Here is an 18600-nt window from a genome sequence, read left to right on the forward strand (position 1 = left end):
GATCCAATCAGCCTTCGGTTTCAGTGTAAGGCACAAACGAACTGAAAGAACAGCTGTCGATAAAAGCACCAGTGGGCAAATCTTTGACCTGAGCAATCTCTCCACGACATAACTGTGCTGATGGCCTAACCGTCACTAATGCATGGCGATCGACGTCCCGACATCCGCCATAGGGTTCGTTTACGTAAATGGTCTTTGCCCTGCTGCTGCGGCTGTAGACAAGATACTTGTCACCAACGGCAGTCATATTGCCTTGATCAATTCGATTAATACAGCTGACTGGTTTTCCCGCGGTACGGCCTGAAACAAGCTTTTCAAACTTGGCCTGATCTTTCTCGCTGAGCTTTACCTCAGCAGTGCCGCTATTCGCTGCGGGTGCAGCAAGCATTAGTGCGAGTGGTATTGCAAAAATAATTTTGCGCATGACGATTCTCCTTCGATGTCCCCCATCGATGCGACAGTATATCATAGGTAAGAGAAAATCCGAAATCGGCGCTTAGAAATTATCCTTAGCGATTCGACGCTCCGCCAATTGTTCAACGGATGCGGACCGCATGAACGGGTTTGTTGCCACCTCCAAGGCGATAGTGGTGGGCACTGTTGCCTCGCCTTTCGCCCGCGCGGCCAGCACCGCATCCATACGTTCTTTCAGCGCCTGGTTATCCGGTTCCGCGACTAATGCATATTCGCCGTTAGCCTGCGTATATTCATGCGCACAATAGACTTTTGTATCGCCCGGCAATTTCGAAAGTTTCTGCATATTATCAAACATTTGTGCTGGCGTGCCTTCAAACAGGCGGCCACAACCCATGGCAAACAAAGTATCGCCGACAAAAACTACCTTCTGGTCAGGAATATGAAAAGCAATATGGCCAGCTGTATGGGCAGGCACATCCATAACTTTAGCCAAAACCTCGCCCAACCGAACCTGATCGCCCTCTTTGACCATCGTGTCCAACGTTGGGATACGCGCCTGCTCGGCTTCAGGGCCGGTAATGTGGCAACCTGTCGCTTCTTTTATCGCCGCGTTGCCGCCTGTGTGGTCGGGATGCCAGTGCGTGTTCCATATTTGGGTGATTTTCCATCCGCGTTTCTCCGCTTCGTTGAGCACTGGCTCGGCAACAGCCGGGTCGACAACCATTGTTTCTTTGGAATCGGGTTCATGGACGAGCCAAACATAATTGTCAGACAAAACGGGGATACGGATAATTTCAAGCATGACCATAATTTACGATGCTCTCTTTGCTCTGTCGAGGGTTAACGGCAAAATAACCATTTTACCTTACGAGACATAGGCTTACGCACCGAAAGTCTTTTGAGAAGGGTCGCATTTGCGCTTATCAGTCATCATTCTGGCGTTAGCCACTTTTTGCTTAGCGTCGCTATGGTCCAGTCCAGTGCAAGCGGCGGTGCCGTTGTCTGACGAATTGTGCACTTATGGTACGCCTCTCAATGGCGAAATATCCGAAGTCATCGCTGCCAGCGACAAATTCGATTGCTCGGATGACAAATATCATTTCACCGGTTCAAAGCTGTGGATTAAATTCCCGTTCAGAGGAGATGCAATCCCCCCTGGCGCGATAGAAGTGCAAGGCGATAATAACGGCCTTTCGTCTATGGCCGTACATTCGCTTTTGAGCGATGGAACCGTTGAATCCGCTTACTATTCAGAGCAGGAAGTAATCGATAGCTGGCGTCCAAAGGGGCTTTACGGCTTACAGATACCGGGGTCTGAGGATGCATTAAAACGCAGCCGGATCGAAACTGTCTATATTTCCCTAGACAATCCGCGTGTCGCTAGCTCGATCACCCTAATGCAACTAAAGTCGAAAAAACTATGGGACGATCTCAAACTTCCACTATCGACTATGTTCGCTTTGCTCTGCGGCATGGCAATTATGCCCTTTTTCTACAACGCCTTTTTCTACGGAGCGCTGCGTCACAGCTTCATGCTGTGGCACAGTGTCATGATCATAGGAACGGTGGTTTATACTTTCAGCTCTTCTGGCTTGATTTTTCTGGTCTTTCCCGAAACCAGCCTGACGACTAAGTTTCTTTTAAACTACTGGACGTTAGCGATCGCAATAGCGGCCAGCGGCTTCTTTCTTGATCGATTTGTCGAGCAAGGCAAAATTGCAAAATGGCTCCGCTCGATCCTGCTGATGGCGGCTGTGCTTCCGGTGTTTACAACCGCCTTCATTTTTCAAAGCATTGATGGCTATGACGCCAATATACGAAATTACTATCATGCTTCTTTTGTCCCCTATTTGATCATCGTTCTCTATACGATGGTTCATGCTTTGCGGCGCGGCAGCAGAGCTATCTGGTTCCAGATTGCCGCTTGGACGCCCATCATTGTATTGAGTTTCGATCGGATCGCCCGAGGCATGGATTTATATATTGGCATTCACGAGCTGGACTATGGGCTCTATTTTGCTCTTGTGCTTGAAACCATCGTCCTGGCCTTTGGTGTTGCCAACCGGATTATGCAATTGCGCCGCAAACATGAAAATACATTGCGCAAGCAGGTCGAATTGACTTTGTTGGCGGAAACCGATGGTCTGACCGCAATCGGTAACCGCCGCGCATTTGAAAAGGCCTATCAGGCCAATCTTCATCAGCGCCGCTACAACCATCTTGCTATTCTGGATATTGATTTCTTCAAACGCGTTAACGATCTCTATGGCCATGAAGTAGGCGACGATGTGCTGCGCATCGTAGGTAAAGAACTGGCCGCCACACGCCATTTTGTGGCTCGTATAGGCGGTGAGGAATTCGCGCTGCTACTGAAAATTGATGGCCGCGAAAATCGCAAGGAAAATCCTGCAAGCGAGCTGACCAAAATTTGCGAAACACTGATCAAAGCCGTCCATAATCAGGTGCCTGTTATCAAGCAGCCTGTCACATTTTCGGTCGGCGTCGCCGCTATTTCCAAACGAACTGGTCTGCGCACCGTAATGTCTGTCGCCGATAAACGGCTTTACAATGCCAAAAATAACGGTCGCAATCAGGTCGTCAGTTTTGATATTTCCAATCTCAAAACGAAACCGGGAGCAGATTCCGCTATCGCTTAGCCCTTCAGGAACCTACCATTCTCCGATATTGTCCATGCTTGCCCAAGGTTCCTGCACTGGTAAATTATCACCAGCCTGCAAGAGTTCGACCGAAATATTATCCGGTGAACGCACAAAAGCCATATGTCCATCACGCGGCGGACGGTTGATCGTCACACCGGCATCCATCAATGTCTGGCAAAGCGCGTAGATATTATCAACCCGGTAGGCGAGATGGCCAAAATTACGTCCGCCATCATAGTTTTCACTGCTGCCATCTTCTGCCGGCCAATTATGAGTCAGCTCAACCTCTGCAACGTCTTTTTGCCCCGGAGCAGCGAGGAAGATTAGTGAGAAGCGGCCCTTTTCACTATTATAGCGCCGCACTTCTTCGAGGCCGAGAAGATTGAAAAATTTTATCGTTGCATCAGGATCAGTGACGCGCAGCATCGTATGTAGATATTGAATCGGCATTTTAGACAAACTCCATTCATCGCTATTCAGAAACGGTTCATCGCAGATACCACAAAGCCGAACCGGGTTGTAAAAAACAGGTTAGAACGCTTGGCACGAGAGGGAAAGAGCTATGACTGATAATGTTGAAGGCAAAAAGTTTCTGGACAAGAAGAACAACGTTTTGCTGGTCAGCGCTGGTCTACTGACCATCGGCTTGATCGCAGGTGGCTACCTGCTGGGTGATGGATTGCTCCGCTCCAAAATGGCGGATCGGAGCGTTACCGTTCGTGGGCTGGCAGAAAGAGAAGTCACCGCTGATCTCGCGACATGGACCATCGCCTATAGCGCGCAAAGCACAAACCTTGCCGAGGCGCAGGCTGATATGGACCGGGATACGGCAGCCATCGGCAAATTTTTCACCGAGCTGGGTTTTGAAGCAGATGCGCTGAAACCCACTGGCGCGAATGTGAACCAATATAGTAGCAATGGCATCCCTCGATATACCATCCGCCAACGTCTCTCGCTGCGCACGGACGATATTGAGAAAGCGCAAGCGGCGGTCGCGCGGCAATTTGATCTCGTTCGCCGCGGTGTCGTTTTAGAAGACGGTTCCGGAATGAGCTATACCTTCACCAAACTTGACGAGATCAAGCCGGAAATGGTGGCAGAGGCCACAAAGGACGCCCGCAAATCGGCTGAACAATTTGCAGAGGATAGCGGCACTGATGTCGGCGGGATCAAATCCGCGACCCAAGGCTATTTCTCAATCAATTCGCGTGATGGCGACGGCGGCGGCTATGGGGTCACGGATACGCCTTACAAAAAAGTCCGCGTTGTAACGACCGTCAACTTCTATCTCGATTGAACACGGGAGCTGGTGACATGATGATCCGACAATTGGCGACTGCTGTCCTGCCCGTTTTGCTGGCGGCGGCTCCCGCTTCGGCAACGCTTGATCCACCGCTTGCCGATACACCGCTGACGGAGAAAATGACGCGGGAAACGGATAACTATACCTTCGAATATCGCTATCCCAAATCACTGTCTCGCGATTCCAGATTGTATGATTATCTCAATCAGGACAGAAAAAAAGAATACACGAAATTTTCAACCGATGCTGATCGCGATCATGCCGATGCAGCAGCAATTGGGGAAAACGGGCCAAGACTTCTCCCCTATGACTATCAAGTCCACTGGAGCCAAGAAGCGGACATTCCAGCCTTTATCAGCCTGACCCAGCATTGGTATGGATTTTATGGCGGGGCGCATGGCATATATGGCACCAAAAGCTGGATATGGAACAAATCCCAAAAAAAGATGGTCGAACCCCTGATGCTGTTCCGCAGCGCCGAAGCATTTAATCAGGCTTTACAAACCGAGTTTTGCAAACAACTCAACGAACAGCGCGCTGAAAAACGAGGCCAGCCAGTGGTAACTGATAGCGATGATAGTTTTGATAAATGCATTACACCTTCAGGCCATGCGATCATATTGGGATCAACAACGGGCAACAGTTTCGATAGCATCAAAATCAATGTCGGTCCCTATGCGGCCGGCCCTTATGTGGAGGGCGACTATGAGATCGATTTGTCGGTCACAAAGGCGATTATGGGCGCCGTCAAACCGGCTTATCGCGAAAACTTTGCTATCAAGCGCTAGCCAAGCGGCCTTCAATCAGATCCTGATTCTCCAGCAAAGCCGCCGTAAGAAACTGCATCAACACCTTGATGCGCGGTGTGTTCTTGAGGTCGGGATGAGTGAGTACCCAGAAATCGGCGACTGGAAAGGGCGGCGGTGATAGCGGCAAGCGTATGAGATCGGGTTCCGCATCGCCCATATAGCAAGCCCCGCGGGTCATACCATGACCCTCTAACACGGCTTTGTGGCGCAGCGTAATATCATCACTCATGATCCCGACCGGAACATCCGGGAACGGACTGTCCGCAATCCAGCGCGGTTTTCCAGCTGGTGTTGCTGCGGTAATCCATCGCCGATCCACCGGTGCGGTTTTCTCCAGATAATCGCGATGACAATAGAGGCTTAGTGCATATGGAAAAAGGCAGCGGCCGACCAAATGATCCGGCGGTTTTGCGACACTCCTGATCACGACATCAGCTTCGGATCGGTCAAGGTCGGCAAAACGATAGGTGCTGTCCAAGGATAACTTTATATCAGGATATTGGCGGCAAAAATCTACGAGATAATCGAGCAACAAATATTGTCCCAACACATCGGGAATAGACAAGGTAATCGGCCCAGATAGATCCGTTTCACCTGCCGTACGCCGGCGATCGGCGGAAAAGCTAATCTCTTCCATCTGCTGCGCTGCTTCGACCAACTCCATGCCCAACTCGGTTTTTTTATATCCTCCAGCAGCGCGTTCAAAGACAGGTTTGCCATAACGGGCATTGATCACCGCCAGCCGCCGCGAGACGGTACTATGAGTTACGCCCAATAGGTTCGCTGCCGCACGCACTGTGCCTGACCGATCGAGCGCCAATATGAATCGATAATCATCCCAATTTTCCATCGGTGCATTATTGCACCAATGGAAACCAAAATACATCCACTATTTTGACGATTACCCGTTTATTCAGGTGCGATATCGCAACAAAAATGGCGCTACGCATTTCAACACGAAAAAGGTATCTAACCCATGAAGATTAATCGCACCTCTATAACACTGGCATCCGCATTCGCAGTCGCGCTGACTATGCCAGCGTGCAGCACGATGGCTCAGCAATCATCACCATCACCAGCCGCGACCGAAGAGCCGCGATTGACCGTTGCCAAAGGCCAGTATCTCTCGATCATCATGCCCGACGCAAAACCGGATGCAGATGCCGCACGCCAATCCTATTATCGCCAGGCGCTTCCTTTGGGCGAAAAATTTGGCCTGAAACGAGAAGTTCAACTGAAAGTTGATAATGCTGTGATCAGCGATTACGAACCCTCAGGACTGATATTTTTCTCCTACCCGGATCATGCATCCGAAAAACAATTAGTGAAGCAATCAGAGTGGCCCGCGATCAAAGCGATGCGTCCAGCGGCTTGGAACGAGTTGAGAATCTATAGTGCTGCTGTCGAGAAAGATATGGATATAAGCTTCGATCCCGCCAAATATTACACGTTGGTTGTTGCATGGACCAACCCGGAAAAGCCCGAGGATTATCAACGCTATCTGTCCGGCATCGAAAATGCAGTGAGCAACGCCGGCGGGCGGTTTATCTACAAGATGAACAATCCCACGATGGAGGCCCATGCGACCGCATTGGAATCCCCCAATCAATTGACCTTCGTCGAATGGGATGCCCCCAATGGCTTTGCAAAAGTGCAGAAAACGGCTGACTATAAATCCAGTGCACCTTATTTTCAGTCCGGCATAACAAACGTTGAATTTTATGAGATGTCGGTCAACGGCAAACCGTGATATCTATTATTTTCGCGGGCGGGGCAGCGTTTAATCCGCCTCGCCCAATCATGTTTTCAAGTTTTAAGGTCGTCAGGCTCGCTTCCGTCTCCTGTCCGGCCTAGCCAGGACAGTCGCCTTGCCGCTGAGCGCCTATATTCATTGCCAATTTAGCGGTTTCGCCGCTGGCTGGGTCTTTGATATCAAATGCCATCGAACTGTCATAGCCTTCCGGATTGGCCTGCCCGCTCATCTTGATATTGATATCACCCTTGCCCGTGCCTTTGCAGGTCATTTCCAAGTCTATCGAGGTCGCTGATCCTTCATCTTTAGTGGTTTCGCATTGACCACCCAAAGCACCCGACATTTGCTTCGCGGCTTCTTTCCATTGCGCGCCATTATCATCACCCTGCATGCAGAACAGACCACCTGTGCCTCCACCAGCCGCTTGCTCCATCTGGGTGATGGTCCGTTTCTTTACGTCTTCGGACATACCAGGAAAATCAAGCTCGGTTATTTCCACGGTCTGCTTATATTGACCGGCAGTTGGGCTGCCGTCTCCGCCACTGCCGCACGCCGCCAACATTAGAGGAGCCGACAGGAGTGGCAGCAGGAATTTATTGGTCATGAAGAGTGCTTTCTGTTGTTGTGATACAAAACCTCTATCCTTCACCAAAAGGATTGGAAAGCCCTGTCATGTAAATCCTTATTCGGCCACGCTGGTGACAAGCTGTGCGAGATATTTCTCGGCTGCTTTGGCCGGCCGGCTTTTTGCATCCATCGCCACGGCCTTTTCCCAATTGGCCTTGGCCTGCACCAGATCACCACCAGCATAAGCGATATTACCCGCTTCAAGGGCGACCGCCGGGTCATCGGCTGCCAGTTTGGCTGCCACGGCGATATCGGCCTTGGCCTGCGTCAGATCACTCATTCGCCGCGCCAGTGTGGCAGATAGTAGCCAGCCCAAAGGGTCTTGGGGCGCGAGCTTGTGGACCTGCACAAATTCCGTTTTCGCCGCCGCATAGTCATTCAGCGCAACATGTGCTCTTGCACGGTCAAGATGCACTTCGCCTTTTTCCAGCCCGACCAAACTCCCCTGCACCAGGGCCGCGTTCAAATATTCCAAAGCTTTGCCAAACTCGTTCCCTGCCAACGCAGCATTTCCAGCTTGCGCCCAGAAATTTGCCACGCGCGGATATTTGGCAATCTCTGCTTCTTGTGCGGCTTCGGCAAAACTCTTTGTCGCTGCCGCCCAGTTAAATTGCTCAGCATGGGCAAAGCCCAGACAATGGCGGGCTAAAAAACCGCCGCCCTCGATGCGCCATTTATTCGCTTCGACAATCCCGCTTGCCGGATCGTCCACCGCAAGGTCGACGCATTCGTTAAAGCGCACTTCTGACATGGTCATAGGAGCGGAGGGATTGATGGTTTGCGGCACGGGCGAACCATAAGGCGTCGCCGATTGCGCAAGAATGAGGAAAAGAGGTGTGAACATGTCCAGCGTTAAACCTTATAGCTGCAGCAAATTACTATCTTCAATTCAGCCGCGAAACTACGTCGATCAAAAGCTCGATATCCTGATCGCGCGACAGGCGGTGATCCCCATCCTTTACCAAATGCAGCTGCACATCGGCTGAACGCATTTTCTTGGCGATCTCCAAGGCATAGGCCCATGGTACATCGGCATCTTTCTGTCCGTGGAGCAGCCGCACCGCCCCATCAAAAGCGATATCCTTGTGAAGCAAGCGATTGGACTCGCCCGACTGCCAGAAGATATTGGTCGTGACATAGGGATCTTCGCTATATTCGCTATGCTCCTCCAGCTTGCCTTCGCGCAGGATCGTCATTTTCTGATCCTGCGTGAAACCCCAATCGGTAAAATCAGGCGCCGCGGCAATACCGACCAGCGCCGTTACTCGCATTGGCCGAGCGAGCGCGACAAGCAACATCAACCAACCGCCCATGGATGATCCCACCAAAGTGATCGAACCCGATGTCACTTTTTCGATCAGAAACAGCACATCATCACGCCAGTCGATCAAACTCTGTTCTTCAAACGCGCCGCCACTGGCGCCGCAACCGGCATAGTCTAGCCGCAGCATCGCGCGGCCCTGATCCTTGGCCCACGCGTCGAGAGCGAGCGCCTTGCCGCCTTCCATATCCGACATATAGCCAGGGAGAAAAACCAGAGTGCTACCTTTGACGCCATCTTTGGCTGAGCGGTAGCAATAGGCGAGATTGGCACCGCCGGGGCGCTGCATGTAGAGAATATCTTCTTCCATTTATTGGCTGCCTTACGTTACTTTGCTCCTGAGCGCAGGCCTTAATGCAGCAGTCCCGGTGCACGCAACCTTGATGTGGACAACACGGCAGCTCTGTTGCAAAAAATTCGAAAACGGGGAGATGGGCTCCTGCCTGCGCAGGAGCACAAACTGCAATCAAACCCAAATATGGGGAGAACCGAAATAAACAATGCCTAGACACAGAAACGCGATGATCAGCATGCCGACGCCGCTGAGCATAGGCGGAGTATATTTGGGCAATGCCCCTCTCAATTCCGCTGGCGGATCCCCGGTAAAGCCGAGCTGCCAATGCGGCCGTGCCTTGATACCATCATCCAGACCAAAAACATGAGCGCCGCCGGTTAGACCGCGATAAACCAAGTCACCAAAATGATAGGCTTCACTGCGCCACTGGTTCTCAAAAAACAGGAAAGTATTGCCAATGGTTTCAATCCGCACATTGCGTTTGCGCGCACCTTTGGCATCACGGTGCCACACGACAGAATTGTTATCGCTCATAACGGGATAATCGATAGATTATAACCATTTACATATCGTTACCATCATCCCGTTGCAAAAACCGCTCCACCGAAGCGGCAAAGGCTTCGGGCTGATCCAGCATGATAAAATGACGACTGTCTTCGACTTTCTCGAACGTAACGGTCTTGGCCCCTTCAAAAGCCGCTTGATACATCTCGGTAATCCGTGGCTCCGCCATGACACTGGCATCGACCGGATAGAGCATCGTGACCGGTACCGTTATCCTGGGCAACAAGGGCCGAACGTCAGTCGTCATCAGGTCATAGGTCAACTGTGCCATTGTGCCGGTGTCAGCAGAGCGGGCCCAGGCTGCAACCTGCGCCCGGCCGGCTTCGGTGCGCGACATGGTCTGCAACGTCCGTTCGTCTGCTGCACTGCTCCCCCGCGCAATCAGCCCATCTCGCATGGCTGCGGCCTGCGGCTGAAGTGTTTCGACGGTAGTATCGAGGCCGAATAGCAAGCCGAAAAACGGCAGGCTGTCGATAATCATCGCTCTTTCGACTCCCTGGGGATAGCGCGCGGCCAAAGTCATTGTGGCGAGCCCACCAAGCGAATGGCCGATTACCAGCGCTTTTTGACCGCTATCGCGATCGATAATTTCGTCATCAATATAGTCCGTCAATTCACGGATAAATGGCTCAAGCAATGGTCCATCACGGCCAGACATGGGCGCATCCCCAAAACCGCGTATCTGGATAACATGAAGACGATACCGGTCTTTCAGCCTGGCGCGGGTCGCATCCCAGACCGAGCGCGATGTCGACAGGCCGGGGACCAGGACGACATCGCGTCCCTGCCCTTCCACAAGCACAGTGAAATACCGGCCGCCAAGCAATTGCGCTCCCTCCGGCAAATCGATCCGCTCCCCGCGCGCAGCGTTCAATACCACCGGCTCAGCAGATTCCGTAGTTGTGCAGGCTGACAATAACGAAGCTGCCAGCAACCCGAGAAAACATAAGATTTTCATGTTCATGCCCGCTGTTCCCTCTGCTTTTTCACTTTTCCAGAAAAATCTCTTCAATCGCCATATCAAAAAGGCCGGCGATCCGAAAGGCAAGCGGCAGTGACGGATCATATTTCCCCGTCTCGATCGCATTGACACTTTGCCGAGAGACGGACAGTCGTTCAGCCAAATCCGCCTGTGACCAGTCGCGCTCCGCACGGAGAACTTTCAATCGGTTCTTCATGCACGCCACCGGACAATGCCGCCGGCTATTCCAAAGGTCACCAACCAGATGACGCCGAACCATTGCGGCCCCTCTGTCATCAACTCATAGACGTTCAGGAACTGCCATATCGTCGCCGCACATAAAGTGATCGCCGTAGCCAGCATGATCTGTTTGGCGACGAGAAAGCGCTGATATTCATCTTCCATTTCGACCAGCAATCGGAACACGGTCCAGAAGACGCCGCACATTGGTAACGCCGTGAGGATGGCGAGAGCGTAGACGAAAAAGCCTTCAGGCGGGTTAGCGGAATTTTTAAGTGACAAGCCCCAAATCAGAATGACCATATAGGCTGTCATAAAAATACCCAAACGCCAGAAATAGCGTTTCATCGAAGGGGGGATCTCGGATTTCGCCTCCAACCCTACTTGTTCATCTCTTTTGTTCATTTGCTTAACCCCCGGATACGGTAGAAAAAATAGCCGAGGCCCCAGCCAATCATTATCATTCCGATGAGATTATTAGGGGTAAGCGTCCCCAACGTATCAACAAATAACAACCAGATCATGTTGGCAAAAACCGCTGTGATTACTCCGATTACGGCGCCATTGGCCATCAGCTGGAAATGATACTCCTCCGTCCATCGCCGATCGAGTCCTGCCAACAAAGTAGCGCAGTAAGACAGTATCAATAGCAAGGGAATCATAGCCCCCAGCCTTGTCCAGAGGCCAACACTTGCCAGTTTGGTCTGCTCTGGATCGACAAAAGAAGCTACGGTCAGGCCCAGCCCTATCAGTGTCATGAAGCCAAACATCCAGTCTGGCTTGATCAATCGGTGAAGACTTTGCCATAATCCGCGCTTTAGCATCTGCTCTTTGTGATTGGTCATTTGTTCAACCCTCTTATCCGATAGAAAAAATATCCCAGGCTCCAGCTCGCCAGCATAACGGCAATGACATCATCACCCATTAGCCGTCCATAGAGTAAATCCCAGGCAAGGTTGACGAACAATGTGGTTATAATACCCACAATGGCACCATTGATCATAAGCTGGAAAAAATAGTCTTCGACTTTCCGCCGGTCCATTGCCGCTGCATAGGTAGCAACGAAGGCAATCACCAAGGTCAAACCGGAAAGAGCCAAAATTTTCATGAGCGGGTCAACCGCGATAACCGGTTCCGGGTCAAGATTTTCGGCAATCAGCATGGTGATGCTGACCAACAGAAGAAACCCAAAGACCCAGTCCGGTTTGATCGCGCGATAGGTGCGCTGCCAGAGGTTGCGGGTGGATGGCTCACTCACCAGAACATCGCCAGAAACAATATGGCGAAACTCGCCCACATCGCGATATCTGCGTTTCGCGCCGTCCGACAGCCGGTGTTAAATCTCGTTCTCATCACATTTCTCCTTCAAGTGAAATTGACATAATGTCAGGTTACCTTGACTTTATGACCATGACTCGTTGAAATGTCAATTACCCTTTACATAGTGTCAATGATCCTTGCATTGCTACCTTGACTTCGTTGCCAAAATCCTTTCCTACGTCCTGCGCCTTCGTTATGCCGGAGGTGGTTGACTTGGTCCGACGAGTGACTAAGTCAATCTCGATCCAGGAATCGCTGTTTTCCGAGATTCTATGGTGAGAATTGTGTGAACTTTAAAGATTGAAACCCGATGACCAAGATGATCAAAATCACCCTTCCCGACGGCAGCGCGCGTGAAGTGGCATCGGGTACCACACCCGCACAGATTGCTGCCGATATTGGTCCGGGTCTGGCAAAGGCAGCTTTGGCCGCGCGTATTGACGGCGAAGTGCGCGATATCATGCGGCCATTGGAGGTTGATACCGAGCTGGCCCTGATCACGTCTCGCGACGAAGACGAAGCGCTGGAGCTGGCACGCCACGACTTTGCCCATGTGCTGGCAGAGGCGGTGCAGAGGCTTTATCCGGGCACGCAGATTACTTTTGGCCCATCGACCGATGATGGTTTCTATTATGACTTTGCGCCTGCCGGCGATCCGTTTACCGATGATGATCTGCCTAAGATCGAAGAGGAAATGCGCCGGATTATCAAGGCAGACAAACCGCTGCGCCGCGAAGTGTGGGAGCGCGATGACCTGATCGCGCTGTGGGAAAAAGATGGCGAAAAATTCAAGGCCGAATGGGCTGCCGAACTGCCCGAAGGCGATGAAATCAGTGTCTATTGGTCCGGCGATGACTGGATGGATATGTGTCGTGGTCCGCATCTGCCCTCCACCGGCAAGCTCGACCCGCAGGCGTTTCAATTGACCCGCGTATCGGGCGCCTATTGGCGCGGCGATCAGCGCAACCCGCAATTGTCCCGGATATACGGCACCGGCTGGCTGAACAAGAAACAGCTCAAGGCGCATCTGGTGCGGCTCGAAGAAGCGGCCAAGCGCGATCATCGTAAGCTCGGCCAGGAAATGGACTTGTTCCATATCCAGTCAGAAGCCATGGGCAGCATATTCTGGCACGCTAAAGGCTTTGTGATCTGGCGCGAGCTGGAGGCTTATATGCGCCGCGCCATTGATGATGCTGGCTATGATGAAATCAAGACGCCGCAGATCATGGATGCCAAGCAATGGGAACAATCCGGTCACTGGGGTAAATATCGCGAAAATATGTTCGTTGTTCCGGATGAAGTGCCGAGCACCGAAGACGATGCGCCCGTCATATCGTCTGATGCTGACATGATGGCCATCAAGCCGATGAATTGCCCCGCACATGTCCTGGTTTTCCGGCAAGGAATCAAAAGCTATCGCGATTTGCCACTGCGCTTGTTTGAACATGGCTGCTGTCATCGCAACGAACCCCATGGCGCACTCCACGGCCTGATGCGGGTACGGCAATTTACCCAAGACGATGCCCATATTTTCTGCCGTGAAGACCAGATTGTCGAGGAGGTACGCGCCTTTTGTGCGCTTGCCGACCGAATTTACAAAGACATGGGTTTTGAAGGCTATTCGATCAAACTCGCACTGCGGCCGGAACAACGATTTGGTTCTGACGCCGACTGGGACAAGGCCGAGGGTGAATTGCGTCAGGCGGTTATTGACGCCGGCATGGCGACAGAAGAATATGGCTGGGAAGAGCTGCCCGGCGAAGGCGCGTTTTACGCCCCTAAGCTGGAATGGCATCTGACCGACGCAATTGGCCGGACGTGGCAAGTTGGCACGATCCAGTCCGACCGTGTTTTGCCCGAGCGCCTGGACGCCAGCTACATTGCCGAAGACGGTGCCCGCCACCGGCCGGTGATGCTGCACCGCGCGATATTCGGTTCGTATGAGCGTTTTATCGGCATATTGATCGAGCATTATGCTGGCAAGATGCCGCTATGGCTCGCGCCGACACAGGCCGTTGTTGCCACGATCGTGACCGATGCGAATGAATATGCCGAACAGGTTGCCGAGAAACTAAAGGCCGCCGGCATTCGGGTCGAAGCCGATCTACGTAACGAGAAGATCAACTATAAAGTGCGTGAGCATAGTGTTGGCAAGGTTCCGAATATTCTTGTCGTTGGCATGCGCGAAGCGGAAGAGGGCAAAGTGGCCTTGCGGAAGCTGGGCCAAAAAGAGCAGATGTTTTTAAGCTTAGACGATGCGGTCGCGATGCTGACCGAAGAAGCGCTGGCACCGGATTTGAAAGGACAGAAAGCGTGAAACAACGCAATATCGCCTTTGCAACAGCGACAGCTTTTGTGCTGATCGCATGCAAACCGGTTGACGACAATGGCGCGGCGGTGGAAACAGTCGCCATGGCTACTGATGATCACAGCAACCACGAACAGGGGCTCAGGAACAAGAGTCCGGTGATAGCAATGACGCCGTTAAAGCCTATATTCGCGCCAATGCAAAGATGCATGCTGACATGGGTAAGACGATCGACCCGGACCCCGATATTGCATTCATGCAAGGCATGATCCCGCATCACCAAGGCGCGGTAGAAATGGCTGAAATTGTGCTGAAGCATGGCAAAGATCCCGAAACACGCGATTTGGCGCAGCAAATCATCAACAGCCAGAACAAGGAAATCGCCCAGATGCGGGAATGGTTGGAAAAACGGGATGCTTTGCCAGCGCGCAAGTCTTTATTACCGAAATCGCTGGAGAATACTGGCAAGGTTGCTGATATCCCGCAAGTGACACCAGCAGACCCCGAAGATCATTCCAACCATTGATCATGCGGTTTCGCACCACTAAGTATATATACAATTTGCGGCTTTTGCGATTCCCCGCTATTGCCCGCTTCATTCAATAATCTAGGAGTATTTAACATAGCTGCACCACCACGCCGTCCCACACCGCCCGTCAAAGGCGGTCCGCGTTTCAACAATTTGATCATTTCCGACACCGTTCGGGTCATCGACGACAAAGGTGAAAACCTGGGCGTCATGAATACCGGCGAAGCGATTGACCGGGCCAAGGATGTTGGCCTCGATCTGGTAGAGGTTTCTCCTAACGCCTCACCGCCCGTTGCGAAATTCCTGGATGTGGGCAAGTTCAAATATGAGGCCCAGAAAAAGGCCAATGCAGCGCGCAAGACCCAAAAGGTTCAGGATGTCAAAGAAATCAAGATGCGTCCCAATATCGACGATCATGATTATCAGGTGAAGATGCGCAATGTGAACAAGTTCATCGACAATGGTGACAAGGTCAAAGTCACTTTGCGCTTCCGCGGCCGTGAAATGTCACACCAGCAGCTCGGTATGCAATTGCTGCAACGGGTTCAGGAAGACACCAAAGAAACCGCCAAGGTCGAAGCCTATCCCAAACTGGAAGGCCGTCAGATGCTGATGGTGCTGTGCCCTAAATAGTCCGGTGAGGCGATTAGTTGGGATGCTTGTGCGCAACCCAGATGAAAGCCACACCAACGATTATCGACGCCAGCGCGATAGCAAATTCGAAATTTTGCGATACCATGGGTTTGTCCGTATTGCCGTGCGATTCTGTTTATGAATAACACGGCAAAACTAATGCCAGGTTAAATGGCCGCGACTTTCGGTGCCGGAATTGCCGTGCTGCCTCTAACTCACTGGTCGGGCGCGATATTGTTTCGCGAAATGACGCTTGAGATTGGCAACCTTTGGCTTGTCCCACCGAACGATATAGCCTTGGCGGGGGTTTTTCTGCATGAAATCCTGATGATAGGTTTCTGCCGGATAGAAGGCTTTATAGGGTTCGATCCTGGTCACGATTGGTCGTTTCCAATATTTTCCGCTATCCAATTGTTTCAGATACGCGCGGGCCGCCTTGGCTTGGGCGTTACTGGTGGGAATGAGCGCGCTGCGATAATGTTTGCCGCGATCAGGGCCTTGCGCATTTAGCATTGTCGGGTCAGCGACGACCGAGAAAAATACCTGCATCAATTGACCATAGCTGACGACAGTCGGATCATAGACCACGCGAACCACCTCGGCATGATTGGTCAAGCCAGCGCTTACCAGCTTGTAATTGGCGCTGCGCTTGGTCCCGCCATGATAGCCGGATACGGCGCTGATGACGCCCTTAGTATGTTCAAAAACACCCTCAACGCCCCAGAAGCAGCCGCCGGCGAATATCGCAACGGCGCGCTTGCCCTTTTCCGCCGCATCAACACGGGGCGCGGGGATGATCGTTACTTTTTCAGCCGCATGGGCTTCGCTCACGAATGGGTTAGAGCGGCTTTGTTCTTCCAGAGAGGATGCGTCGATACTGGTCCACAAGACCGCAAAAGTGGCCAGACTGGCCCCGGCAATAGCCAATTTGGGAAAAACACTATTCATATCAAACGCCCCGTTTCTGATCTGGTTTAGCTTAAAACGTCAACGCTGTGGGCTGCGTCAAAGGCACTGACCGATGAAGATACCGTCTGATCATAACTTTGTTGCTCTTCATTTGGTTGCATGAAGAATAACATAAGCGCGCCCAGGATAAAGCCACCGCTTAAGCTGTAAGTCAGATCTGATTTCAAAAAGTTCGGCATTTTCTGTTCCTTGTGGTTACCCTCTGTTCGGAGCGACCCCTGAATTGGTTACACTAATAATATAGGATTGCTTTCCCGGCTGTGAACACCGTCACAGGACGACATTCAGTTTTAGCGGGTGAAGGAATTGTTTATTGGACCGATTCTTTATTTAACCTCAGGCGCCGGGCGGGCACATCCGTGCCCTTGGCTTTCCTCGCATAAGCTCGGGCGGCCGGTCAGCCTTGCCTCCGCTTCGCGTCGGTTTGGTAGCAAGTTTGAGTTGTTAGACAACTTCCCAGCCATCACTGCCGTGCTCCGGGCCCCGACCCGGAGCCCAGGATGGCCGTCACGCCCGTCTAACCTAGGCTCCGCATCAAGTGCGGAGCACAGATCGAGAGCGAGCACCCTATTCCTGCCCTCAGGAGCATCGTCCGAGCGCAGCGAGGCAAGGCCGACCGGCCGCTCGCGTAGCCAAGGGCACGGATGTGCCCGCCCGGCGCCTGAGGTCAAACAAAAACCCCGTTAAATCAAACCAACGCCACACACGCCTTTTGTATCCGCGTGCACGCTTCCCTCAAAATATCTTCCGATGTTGCATAGCTGACCCGGAAAGCAGGAGACAGACCAAAGGCTGCACCGTGAACCGCCGCCACCTTTGCCTCATCCAGAAAATAGCCGATCAGATCCTGATCATTCTCGATCGTCTTGCCCTTTGGCGTGGTCTTTCCCATCAACTCGCTCGCATCAGGATAGACATAAAACGCGCCTTCTGGCGTCGGACAATTGAGGCCCGGTGTATCATTCAGCATCGACACGACCAGATCCCGGCGCTTCAAAAACGCGGCATTACGGTCGGCCAGAAAATCCTGTGGGCCGTTGAGCGCAGCCACTGCCGCCGCCTGAGAAATGGAGCTGGGATTGGAGGTTGATTGCGACTGCAGCTTGCGCATCGCGCTGATCAGCCACTCGGGGCCACCGGAATAGCCAATCCGCCACCCGGTCATTGCATAAGCCTTGGAACAGCCATTGACCGTTAACGTGCGATCATAAAGATCGGGGCAAACCTGCGCGATGGTGGTGAACGGGAAATCGGCATACCAGATATGTTCATACATATCGTCGGTCATCACCATCACCTGTGGATGCGGTAGCAACGCTTCGCCCAGCGCCTTCAACTCCTCACCGCTATAGGCCGCCCCGGTTGGGTTAGATGGTGAGTTCAGGATCAGCCATTTCGTTTTCGGCGTGATCGCGGCGCTGAGCTGGTCCGGTGTGATCTTGTAATTCTGGTCCGCGCCTGCCGCGATGATGACGGGCGTACCGCCAGCAAAATTGACCATGTCGGGATAGCTGACCCAATATGGCGCGGGAATAATCACCTCATCGCCAGCATCCAGCGTCGCGACCAACGCGTTGAACAATGTGTGCTTGCCACCGCTATTCACGGAAATCTGGGAAGGCGCATAGGTCAAATCATTATCACGCAGAAATTTGGCGGCGACCGCTTCTTTCACTGCCGCTGTGCCATCAACTGTTGTGTAATTCGTATCGCCATCGCGAATGGCTTTGATCGCTGCTTCCTTGACGAAATCCGGCGTGTCAAAATCCGGTTCGCCAGCAGACAGGCCTATAATGTCAATGCCCTGTGCCTTGAGTTCGGTAACCCGGCCAGACATGGCCATGGTTGCGGAGGGCTGTATTCTGCCGAGGGCTTGGGAAATTTTGGTCAT

At 52.3% G+C, this 18600-nt stretch carries 24 protein-coding genes; 8 read left to right on the forward strand and 16 right to left on the reverse strand.

What is annotated here, in order from left to right:
* Positions 1–7: 7 nt before the first annotated feature.
* Positions 8–424, reverse strand: coding sequence for a hypothetical protein (locus tag J4G78_RS06235; protein ID WP_207989391.1), 417 nt, complete (start codon positions 422–424; stop codon positions 8–10).
* Positions 425–496: 72 nt separating this feature from the next.
* Positions 497–1219 carry a hydroxyacylglutathione hydrolase gene (gene gloB, locus J4G78_RS06240; protein ID WP_207990479.1) on the reverse strand — a complete coding sequence of 241 codons (723 nt, stop codon included), beginning with the start codon at positions 1217–1219 and terminating at the stop codon, positions 497–499.
* 196 nt (positions 1220–1415) lie between these two features.
* On the opposite strand from gloB, the gene J4G78_RS06245 reads away from it, so the two are divergent.
* A complete protein-coding gene (locus J4G78_RS06245; RefSeq protein ID WP_207989393.1) occupies positions 1416–3074 on the forward strand; it encodes a sensor domain-containing diguanylate cyclase in 1659 nt (552 codons plus the stop codon).
* 12 nt (positions 3075–3086) lie between these two features.
* Here J4G78_RS06245 and J4G78_RS06250 read toward each other — a convergent pair whose 3' ends face one another.
* Positions 3087–3527, reverse strand: coding sequence for a VOC family protein (locus J4G78_RS06250; protein ID WP_207989395.1), 441 nt, complete (start codon positions 3525–3527; stop codon positions 3087–3089).
* Between the two features lie 112 nt (positions 3528–3639).
* Here J4G78_RS06250 and J4G78_RS06255 point away from each other — a divergent pair, with 112 nt between their 5' ends.
* Positions 3640–4374: an SIMPL domain-containing protein gene (locus J4G78_RS06255; RefSeq protein WP_207989397.1), complete on the forward strand. Its 735-nt coding sequence runs from the start codon at positions 3640–3642 to the stop codon at positions 4372–4374.
* 17 nt (positions 4375–4391) lie between these two features.
* On the forward strand, positions 4392–5168 hold the full coding sequence (locus J4G78_RS06260) for a PdaC/SigV domain-containing protein (protein WP_207989398.1): 777 nt from the start codon (positions 4392–4394) through the stop codon (positions 5166–5168).
* On the opposite strand, the gene J4G78_RS06265 is transcribed toward J4G78_RS06260, so the two are convergent.
* The gene (locus J4G78_RS06265) at positions 5158–6039 is read right to left on the reverse strand and encodes a LysR family transcriptional regulator (RefSeq protein ID WP_207989400.1); all 882 of its coding nucleotides are present in this window, start codon (positions 6037–6039) and stop codon (positions 5158–5160) included. The two genes, J4G78_RS06260 and J4G78_RS06265, sit on opposite strands and share 11 nt — an antisense overlap.
* Before the next feature lie 126 nt (positions 6040–6165).
* Here J4G78_RS06265 and J4G78_RS06270 point away from each other — a divergent pair, with 126 nt between their 5' ends.
* The gene (locus tag J4G78_RS06270) at positions 6166–6939 is read left to right on the forward strand and encodes a hypothetical protein (RefSeq protein ID WP_207989402.1); all 774 of its coding nucleotides are present in this window, start codon (positions 6166–6168) and stop codon (positions 6937–6939) included.
* A gap of 100 nt (positions 6940–7039) precedes the next feature.
* Here J4G78_RS06270 and J4G78_RS06275 read toward each other — a convergent pair whose 3' ends face one another.
* From J4G78_RS06275 to J4G78_RS06315, 9 genes are all read right to left on the reverse strand, one after another.
* Entirely contained in the window at positions 7040–7546 is a 507-nt protein-coding gene (locus J4G78_RS06275) for a DUF3617 domain-containing protein (RefSeq protein WP_207989403.1), read from the reverse strand.
* A 78-nt stretch (positions 7547–7624) separates the two neighbouring features.
* Positions 7625–8413, reverse strand: a complete 789-nt coding sequence (locus J4G78_RS06280) for a tetratricopeptide repeat protein (RefSeq protein WP_207989404.1) — start codon at positions 8411–8413, stop codon at positions 7625–7627.
* Positions 8414–8453: 40 nt separating this feature from the next.
* A complete protein-coding gene (locus tag J4G78_RS06285) occupies positions 8454–9200 on the reverse strand; it encodes an alpha/beta hydrolase (RefSeq protein ID WP_207989405.1) in 747 nt (248 codons plus the stop codon).
* Positions 9201–9356: 156 nt separating this feature from the next.
* The gene (locus J4G78_RS06290; protein WP_207989406.1) at positions 9357–9719 is read right to left on the reverse strand and encodes a hypothetical protein; all 363 of its coding nucleotides are present in this window, start codon (positions 9717–9719) and stop codon (positions 9357–9359) included.
* A gap of 28 nt (positions 9720–9747) precedes the next feature.
* Positions 9748–10713 (reverse strand): alpha/beta fold hydrolase, encoded by a 966-nt coding sequence (locus J4G78_RS06295; RefSeq protein WP_243457248.1) that lies wholly within the window; start codon positions 10711–10713, stop codon positions 9748–9750.
* A gap of 22 nt (positions 10714–10735) precedes the next feature.
* On the reverse strand, positions 10736–10927 hold the full coding sequence (locus tag J4G78_RS06300) for a helix-turn-helix transcriptional regulator (protein WP_207989408.1): 192 nt from the start codon (positions 10925–10927) through the stop codon (positions 10736–10738).
* A complete protein-coding gene (locus J4G78_RS06305) occupies positions 10924–11355 on the reverse strand; it encodes a hypothetical protein (protein ID WP_207989410.1) in 432 nt (143 codons plus the stop codon). The genes J4G78_RS06300 and J4G78_RS06305 overlap by 4 nt, the downstream gene beginning before the upstream one ends.
* Positions 11352–11795, reverse strand: a complete 444-nt coding sequence (locus tag J4G78_RS06310; protein WP_207989412.1) for a hypothetical protein — start codon at positions 11793–11795, stop codon at positions 11352–11354. The genes J4G78_RS06305 and J4G78_RS06310 overlap by 4 nt, the downstream gene beginning before the upstream one ends.
* Positions 11792–12208: a hypothetical protein gene (locus J4G78_RS06315; protein WP_207989413.1), complete on the reverse strand. Its 417-nt coding sequence runs from the start codon at positions 12206–12208 to the stop codon at positions 11792–11794. The genes J4G78_RS06310 and J4G78_RS06315 overlap by 4 nt, the downstream gene beginning before the upstream one ends.
* Before the next feature lie 372 nt (positions 12209–12580).
* On the opposite strand from J4G78_RS06315, the gene thrS reads away from it, so the two are divergent.
* From thrS to infC, 4 genes are all read left to right on the forward strand, one after another.
* Positions 12581–14587 carry a threonine--tRNA ligase gene (gene thrS / locus J4G78_RS06320; RefSeq protein ID WP_207989415.1) on the forward strand — a complete coding sequence of 669 codons (2007 nt, stop codon included), beginning with the start codon at positions 12581–12583 and terminating at the stop codon, positions 14585–14587.
* The gene (locus J4G78_RS06325; RefSeq protein ID WP_207989417.1) at positions 14584–14847 is read left to right on the forward strand and encodes a hypothetical protein; all 264 of its coding nucleotides are present in this window, start codon (positions 14584–14586) and stop codon (positions 14845–14847) included. The genes thrS and J4G78_RS06325 overlap by 4 nt, the downstream gene beginning before the upstream one ends.
* Positions 14796–15104: a CopM family metallochaperone gene (copM, locus tag J4G78_RS06330; RefSeq protein WP_510621981.1), complete on the forward strand. Its 309-nt coding sequence runs from the start codon at positions 14796–14798 to the stop codon at positions 15102–15104. The genes J4G78_RS06325 and copM overlap by 52 nt, the downstream gene beginning before the upstream one ends.
* 96 nt (positions 15105–15200) lie before the next feature.
* Complete coding sequence (infC, locus tag J4G78_RS06335) at positions 15201–15740, forward strand: translation initiation factor IF-3 (protein ID WP_207990486.1); 540 nt, start codon at positions 15201–15203, stop codon at positions 15738–15740.
* Between the two features lie 210 nt (positions 15741–15950).
* Here the strand turns inward: infC and msrA are convergent, their stop codons facing one another.
* The 3 genes from msrA to J4G78_RS06350 form a co-directional block, all read right to left on the reverse strand.
* Positions 15951–16688, reverse strand: coding sequence for a peptide-methionine (S)-S-oxide reductase MsrA (gene msrA, locus J4G78_RS06340; protein ID WP_207989419.1), 738 nt, complete (start codon positions 16686–16688; stop codon positions 15951–15953).
* Positions 16689–16714: 26 nt separating this feature from the next.
* Positions 16715–16888 carry a hypothetical protein gene (locus tag J4G78_RS06345; protein WP_207989420.1) on the reverse strand — a complete coding sequence of 58 codons (174 nt, stop codon included), beginning with the start codon at positions 16886–16888 and terminating at the stop codon, positions 16715–16717.
* 509 nt (positions 16889–17397) lie between these two features.
* A complete protein-coding gene (locus J4G78_RS06350; RefSeq protein ID WP_207989422.1) occupies positions 17398–18600 on the reverse strand; it encodes a pyridoxal phosphate-dependent aminotransferase in 1203 nt (400 codons plus the stop codon).

It is taken from the genome of Parasphingorhabdus cellanae, from assembly GCF_017498565.1.
In the GTDB taxonomy this organism is placed as follows: domain Bacteria; phylum Pseudomonadota; class Alphaproteobacteria; order Sphingomonadales; family Sphingomonadaceae; genus Parasphingorhabdus; species Parasphingorhabdus cellanae.